Raw genomic sequence first — 6766 nt, forward strand, 5'->3', positions numbered from 1 at the left:
TATAAATGAAAATTTTTTATTTATTTTGATTTTATTATAAATGATTTTCTCTAAATTTATATCATAAAATAATTTTTTTAAAAAATTTATATCTTTATATAAAAACAATTTAATTTTTTTAAATTTTAAGTTTATATTAAATATTTAGTTTTTTTAATTATAATTCATGATTAGTTTTAACAAATTCATTTAATAAGCGTACTCCAAAACCTACACCCCAAGAATTATTAATAGCGTTTGGTTTAACTCCCATAGCAGTACCTGCGATATCTAAATGAGCCCATGAAGTTTTTTTAACAAAACGTTTTAAGAATTGAGCCGCTGTTATTGAACCGCCATCGAAACGATCTGAAACATTTTTTATATCAGCGATATGACTATTAATTAAAAGATCATATTCTGTTCCTATCGGCATTTGCCAAACTTTTTCTCCTGTTTTTTGTCCAGCTATCATTAAATTTTGAGCTAAATCATTATCATTAGCAAACAAACCAGCATAATTTCTTCCTAAAGCAACCATAATAGCACCTGTTAAAGTCGCTAAATCAATTATTAATTTAGGTTTAATAACAGTTTCGCAATACCATAAAACATCAGCTAAAACCATTCTACCTTCGGCGTCTGTATTAATCACTTCAATTGTTTGGCCCGACATAGAAACTACAACATCACCAGGACGTTGAGCGTGAGAACCAGGCATATTTTCTACTAAACCAACCATTCCAACAACATTAACTTTCGCTTTACGAGTCGCCAAAAGATTCATTAAACCAACAACTGCAGCAGCTCCTGCCATATCCGCTTTCATTTCTTCCATTCCTGAACCAGGTTTTAAAGAAATTCCACCGCTATCAAAAACTACTCCTTTACCAACAAAAGCTAAAGGTGCTTCGTCTGTTTCACCGCCATTCCAACGCATAATAGCTACAAAAGGAGGACGTTGAGAACCTTGTGCGACAGCCAAAAGCGCTCCCATTCCTAATTTTGTCATAGTGTTTTTATCTAATATTTCTATTTCAATACCTAAATCTTTTAATTTTTGTATTTGAGCTACAAATTCTTCTGTTCCTAAAATATTAGCTGGTTGATTAATTAAATCTCTGGACAAATACACACTTGTTGCGATCGCTTTTGCTTCTTCAACAATACTTTGACATGAATCAGATATATTAGTAACTAAATAAACTGAAATTTCTTTGTTTTCTTCTTTGTTTTCTTTTTTTTGAGTTTTGAAATGATCGAAACGATATTTTTTTAACATCATACCAACTAAAAAATCTTTGATTTGTTCTTGCGTGATAGGTTTTTCTAAAACATCTAAAAAAATTACTATGTTTTGATCTTTATTAAAAATATCAAAAGATTTTCCGCCCATATTAAGCCAAAAATCATTTTTGTGATTAGATATTTCGCCTAATCCTAAAACAACAAAACGTTTAAAAGCAGATTTGTGAGGAACTAATACTTGTAATTTAGTATTTTCCTCTCCTTTAAAATCTTCCACTGTTATAGCTTGTGGAACTTGTTTTTGTAAATCGACTTCAGATAAACCAAAAGATTCATTATTGTTTGTTTGAAAAAAAATAGCTAAATCTCCTTCTAAAATAGTTTTTTTTGAAAAAGAAACTTTGAATTCCATTTATATCTAATAATTTACCTTTACTTTTTTTATTTTTAGCATATATTTTTAATAATAACATATTTTAATAATTTTTAAAAATTTTTAAATATTAAAAAATTCAAAATATATTAAATTTTTATTTGTTAATATTATTTTTTTATATTAATATTATTTTTTAATTTTTTTATTATAATTAAAGAAAAACATTTATAATAAATTTGGTGATTTTATTATAAATAAATTATTTTAAAAAATCATCTATTTATAATTTGTTGAAACAAATTATAAATATCAAAATTAAAAAATTAAAAAATTAAAAAATTAAAAAATTAAAATTAGCAATGAGGTTTTTGCAATAAATAGTTCGAGTAATTTATTTACAAAAAATTTTTTAAAATTTTTTATTATTTCTTTTATAGTTATGTCATGTTTAATTATACCTATTTTTTATTTTTGGGTTAATCATCATACAGATAATACGGTAATTCAAGAAAATTTAACAAGTGAAAAATTAGAAAACGAAAACTTAATAAGAGAAGAACCACAAAAAGAAACTTTTCTCCCAGAAGAAACTGAAGCAGAAAAATTATTATTCGACCGAACTTCTCTTAAACCGTCAACATCATTAGAAACAATTATTTCACACATTAACAAAATGGAAGAAATTGTAGAACCAGAAAAAATATTTGAAACAATTAAACATGAAATAGAAGAACCAGAAAAAGTATTTGAATCGATTCAACAAGAAATCAAAGAAATGGACGAAAAAGGATATTATAGCGAACCAGAATCTCGATACAATTCAGATAATGATTCCGATACAGAAACTATTCATATATCCGAAACTCAAAGCCTAAAAGATGTAAGTTTAGAACAACAAAAAGATATAACTAATAAAAGAAATAGATTTAAAAAAATCAAAAAAATATTTACTAAATATCTACGTTCTAAACCAAAAACAGAAAAAAAATTAACAGAATAAATTTTTTATATATATCCTAATATAATAAAAAAATCTCTTTGAAATCAAGGAGATTTTTTTATTATAATAATATTTTTTTAAGATAAAGATTATAAAAAATGCTTTAATTATAATTAAAATTAAATCAATGTTATAATTCTTTTTTTTATTTGATGGTAAAAATAAGTATCAACTAAAGATACTATAAAAATAGACAAAAAATTCATAAATAAAATAAAAATAGACCAACAAGAAGAAATACGTACCAAACTAAATTTATTGTTTCGAAAATTAAAAGAAAAATTTTTATCTAAAAAAGCGAATCGGATCCAAAGTAAATTAGGAATATGGAAAAGAAAAAAATAAACACAAAAAAGAAAACATATAATAAAATATATTTTCAAAAAAGATTCCTTTTCTCTTTTTACAAATAAAGATGGCAAAAAACCCCAACAGAAAGCGTAAGACAAACTTAAAACAGGATTATAAGGAAAACTAGAACTTCTACTAAAAAAAATAAAACATTCTATTAAAAAAACACCTATAAAAGAAATTTTTTTTTTAGAATACAAATGAAGAATTAATAAAGGAATATAACATAAAAAATCTGTTAAAAAAAACAACCTAATGATTCTAAGTGGAAGAAATTTTCTTAAATAATATTTCATCACAAATGTTAAAGCCAATAAATTACATGTGAAAATAATTTTTTTTAAAATAGATTCATTATTATAATTTTCATTATAACTTTCATTTTTTTTCATTTTTAGACATAGAAATATATTTTATATATAAAATATATTTCTTTCTTGTTGTTAATTTCAAAAATTATTAATCAACTAATTCAAAAATATAACCATAAATTTCAACTTTATCTTCGTCATTCATGCCTTGTTTTCTTAATTCTTCTTCAACACCCATTTTTTTTAATAAACAAGAAAATCTTTTTACTGATTCAAAATTATTTAAATCTGTTTTATAAAACATTTTTTTGATTTTTTCGCCTTCAACAACGAAATAACCTGTTTGTTTTTTGTATACAACAATTTTTTGTTCGTTTTCTAAAGTAAATAATTTATAATTTTTTGGCGTGACAACTGGTTCAACCGCTTTATAATTATTCAAAACTTCTTTAATTTTATCTTTTAAAAAATCAAAATTAAAACGTGTATGAACAGAAAAAGGAATAATAAGTTGTTCTTGAGGAAAGTTTTGACGAAAACGAATTAATTTTTCTTCTGAGTCATCTAAATCCATTTTATTAACTAAAATAATTTGTGGTTTTTGTAAAATATGAGGATTATATTTTTTTAATTCTTCATTCACTTGGAAATAATTTTTATAAATGTCATCGTTTTCAATACTACATATATGAATTAAAATTTTACATCTCTCGATATGTTTTAAAAAATTAATTCCCATCCCTTTACCTAAAGAAGAATTTTTAATTAAACCTGGAATATCAGCTATTGTACAAAAAAAATCTTGATCTCTAAATACTCCTAAAAAAGGTTTAACGGTAGTAAAAGAATAAGAACCTACTTTTGATTTAACATTGGAAATAGAAGAAATTAAAGAAGATTTACCAACATTAGGCAAACCTACTAATCCAACATCAGCTAAAATTTTTAATTCTGTCCTAATAGTTAAACTTTGACCTAATTCTCCTTTTTCTGCGAAAGAAATAGTTTTATTTTTGGAATTAGATAAAGAATAATTACCACGTCCGCCTTTGCCACCTTTAGCGATTAATAATTGAAAACCATGTTCAAGGACTTCTCCTATGAAATTGTTATTTTCATTATCAAAAACTAAAGTTCCTAAAGGAACTTTGATAAATAAATCTTCTCCTTTGGCTCCGTTTTGATTTTTATTTTTCCCATTATTTCCATCAAAAGATGAAATTTTACGTTGATATTGTAATTTAAATAAAGTATTCATCCCTGCATCACCTACAAAAAACACAGAACCGCCTTGTCCGCCGTTACCGCCAGAAGGACCACCATAAGGAACATATTTTTCTTTTCTAAAAGCAACAATTCCGTTGCCACCGTTTCCAGCTTTAACAAAATTGATCGTTTCATCTATAAAATTCATTGACTTATTTTTTAAAAAATTATTTAATTAACCTTTTTTTCTAAAGATATCATAGAAACTTGTTTTTTGTTTTTGCCTTTGGTTTCATATTTAACTATACCACTAATAAGAGCGAACAAAGTATGATCTCTTCCTATACCTACATTGTTACCAGGGAAAATTTTTGTACCTCTTTGGCGAAAAATAATCGAACCTTTATTAGCGTATTGACCATCAGACAATTTTAAACCTAATCTCTTCGAATGAGAATCTCTTCCGTTACGAGTAGCTCCCACACCTTTTTTGGTAGCAAATAATTGAATATCTAATTTTAACATTATATTAAATAAATCCTTTTCAATGATTAATTTTTTTCAAATATTCAGAATAATTGGAACTCAAATCTTCTAAAGTATATTCTAAATTTGATAAAATTTTATTAACTGTAACATCAAAATCTAAAATTTTAAGAATAAAATAACCTTCTTTTAAAACAAAATCAATTTTAGATTTGGAACCTAATATTTCTATCATATTCACAGTCATTATAACAGCTGTCGAAACAGAAGCACAAACAATATTGTTGGTGTTTTCAGATGCACTCAAAGAATGTCCTTGGACTTTAATTTTTTGTATCTTTTCATTTTTTTTAAGAAAATAATATTTAATCACAAAATTTAAGCAATAATTTTTGTAATTAAAATTTTAGTATATAACTGTCTATGACCTTGTTTTAAACGATATTTTTTTTTCTTTTTGTATTTAAAAACGATAATTTTTTTGTTTTTACCTTGTTTAACAACTTTAGCCTCAACCTTAGCGTTATCTAAAAATGGAGTTCCTAAAACATTTTGTTTATCTTCACCATAATTAATAGCTAAAATTTGTTCAAAAACATGTATTTGATCAACTTCAAGTGATAATCTTTCGATAAAAATCTCTTGTCCTTCAGATACCTTCAATTGTTTACTTCCGTTTTTAATAATAGCAAACATAAAATTAAAAACTCCTTTTGTTTATATTATTTTAGAATTTTATATATTTAAAATTTCAAGTTTAAAAATATTTCAAAAAAACAAAAATTACTTTTTTTATAATATAAAATATAAACTATGCTTATATTATAAATTATTTTTTATTTCTTAAAACGTATAAATTTCTTTTATTATTCAAACATTCTTGAGAACAACTACCTGAATATTTAATTTCGTTTTCTTCGCTGCATAAAATTTGTTTATTACATTCCGGGTTAGCGCAATTTATATATCTTTCGCAAGGAGTTTGATCAAAATAATCTCTTCCGACAATAACATGTTCTTTTTTGTTAACAGGAACAGATATTCTTTTATCAAAAACATAAACTTTTCCTTGGAAATCTTTTCCTTGAGTATCTTTATCTTGGCTGTATTTGATGATTCCGCCTTTTAATTGATAAACATCTTCGACTCCTTTAGAACGTAAAAAAAGAGATACTTTTTCACAACGCACTCCACCAGTACAATAAGTTAAAATTTGTTTATCTTTAAATAAAGATAAATTATTTTCTAACCACTCTGGTAAATCACGAAAATTTTCGATATTAGGATTAATAGCGTTTTTAAAATGTCCTAATTGATATTCATATTCATTCCGAACATCTAAAACAACAACATTATCTTTTTTAAAAGATTGTAAAAATTCTTTCGGTTCTAAATAACTACTTTTGGAACCGTCAGGAAAAAGATCCTGTTCGAGTTTTAAACTTACTATTTCGTCTTTCAATTTAACAGAAAGTTTAGGAAAGACATTTTCATGATAAGAATCAATTTTAAATTCTGTTTTTTCAAAACCTTTAATGTTGCGTAAATAAAATATATATTTTTCGACATCTTCTTTTAACCCTGATAAAGTACCGTTGATTCCTTCATGAGAAATAATAATTCTTCCTAAAAGTCCTAATTTTTGACAAAATTTCAAGTGTTCTTTTTGAAAACTTTCTGGATCTTGAATCGGAATATAATTATAATATAAAATAACTAAATAATTTTGTTCTTTTTTAAAATCGTTCATTTGAAAATTAAAAATTCCTTTTCAAAAAAAATAAATTTAAAAAAATAAAAAAATTTATT

General features: G+C 24.4%; 8 protein-coding genes. 1 reads left to right on the forward strand and 7 read right to left on the reverse strand.

Going from position 1 to position 6766, the window contains the following annotated elements; translation table 11 throughout:
- Nucleotides 1–157 precede the first annotated feature (157 nt).
- A complete protein-coding gene (locus tag AB6A63_RS02805) occupies nucleotides 158–1639 on the reverse strand; it encodes a leucyl aminopeptidase (protein WP_370431159.1) in 1482 nt (493 codons plus the stop codon).
- Between the two features lie 403 nt (nucleotides 1640–2042).
- On the opposite strand from AB6A63_RS02805, the gene AB6A63_RS02810 reads away from it, so the two are divergent.
- Nucleotides 2043–2603 carry a hypothetical protein gene (locus tag AB6A63_RS02810; RefSeq protein ID WP_370431160.1) on the forward strand — a complete coding sequence of 187 codons (561 nt, stop codon included), beginning with the start codon at nucleotides 2043–2045 and terminating at the stop codon, nucleotides 2601–2603.
- Between the two features lie 119 nt (nucleotides 2604–2722).
- Here the strand turns inward: AB6A63_RS02810 and AB6A63_RS02815 are convergent, their stop codons facing one another.
- From AB6A63_RS02815 to trhO, 6 genes are all read right to left on the reverse strand, one after another.
- Entirely contained in the window at nucleotides 2723–3346 is a 624-nt protein-coding gene (locus AB6A63_RS02815; protein ID WP_370431161.1) for a hypothetical protein, read from the reverse strand.
- Nucleotides 3347–3413: 67 nt separating this feature from the next.
- Entirely contained in the window at nucleotides 3414–4679 is a 1266-nt protein-coding gene (gene obgE, locus AB6A63_RS02820; RefSeq protein WP_370431162.1) for a GTPase ObgE, read from the reverse strand.
- A gap of 23 nt (nucleotides 4680–4702) precedes the next feature.
- A complete protein-coding gene (gene rpmA, locus AB6A63_RS02825) occupies nucleotides 4703–4999 on the reverse strand; it encodes a 50S ribosomal protein L27 (RefSeq protein WP_370431166.1) in 297 nt (98 codons plus the stop codon).
- 16 nt (nucleotides 5000–5015) lie between these two features.
- Nucleotides 5016–5330: a ribosomal-processing cysteine protease Prp gene (locus AB6A63_RS02830; protein WP_370431163.1), complete on the reverse strand. Its 315-nt coding sequence runs from the start codon at nucleotides 5328–5330 to the stop codon at nucleotides 5016–5018.
- A gap of 5 nt (nucleotides 5331–5335) precedes the next feature.
- Nucleotides 5336–5653: a 50S ribosomal protein L21 gene (gene rplU, locus AB6A63_RS02835; RefSeq protein ID WP_370431164.1), complete on the reverse strand. Its 318-nt coding sequence runs from the start codon at nucleotides 5651–5653 to the stop codon at nucleotides 5336–5338.
- A gap of 133 nt (nucleotides 5654–5786) precedes the next feature.
- Nucleotides 5787–6707 (reverse strand): oxygen-dependent tRNA uridine(34) hydroxylase TrhO, encoded by a 921-nt coding sequence (gene trhO, locus AB6A63_RS02840; RefSeq protein ID WP_370431165.1) that lies wholly within the window; start codon nucleotides 6705–6707, stop codon nucleotides 5787–5789.
- Between the last annotated feature and the right edge of the window lie 59 nt (nucleotides 6708–6766).

Source organism: 'Camptotheca acuminata' phytoplasma (assembly GCF_041276565.1).
Taxonomy (GTDB): domain Bacteria; phylum Bacillota_I; class Bacilli_A; order Acholeplasmatales; family Acholeplasmataceae; genus Phytoplasma.

Bases quoted from the DNA above. Each gene is read 5' to 3' on its own strand.
- AB6A63_RS02805 (WP_370431159.1), bottom strand. From the start codon at position 1,639: ATGGAATTCAAAGTTTCTTTTTCAAAAAAAACTATTTTAGAAGGAGAT.
- trhO (WP_370431165.1), bottom strand. From the start codon at position 6,707: ATGAACGATTTTAAAAAAGAACAAAATTATTTAGTTATTTTATATTAT.
- rplU (WP_370431164.1), bottom strand. From the start codon at position 5,653: ATGTTTGCTATTATTAAAAACGGAAGTAAACAATTGAAGGTATCTGAA.
- obgE (WP_370431162.1), bottom strand. From the start codon at position 4,679: ATGAATTTTATAGATGAAACGATCAATTTTGTTAAAGCTGGAAACGGT.
- AB6A63_RS02815 (WP_370431161.1), bottom strand. From the start codon at position 3,346: ATGAAAAAAAATGAAAGTTATAATGAAAATTATAATAATGAATCTATT.
- AB6A63_RS02810 (WP_370431160.1), top strand. From the start codon at position 2,043: ATGTCATGTTTAATTATACCTATTTTTTATTTTTGGGTTAATCATCAT.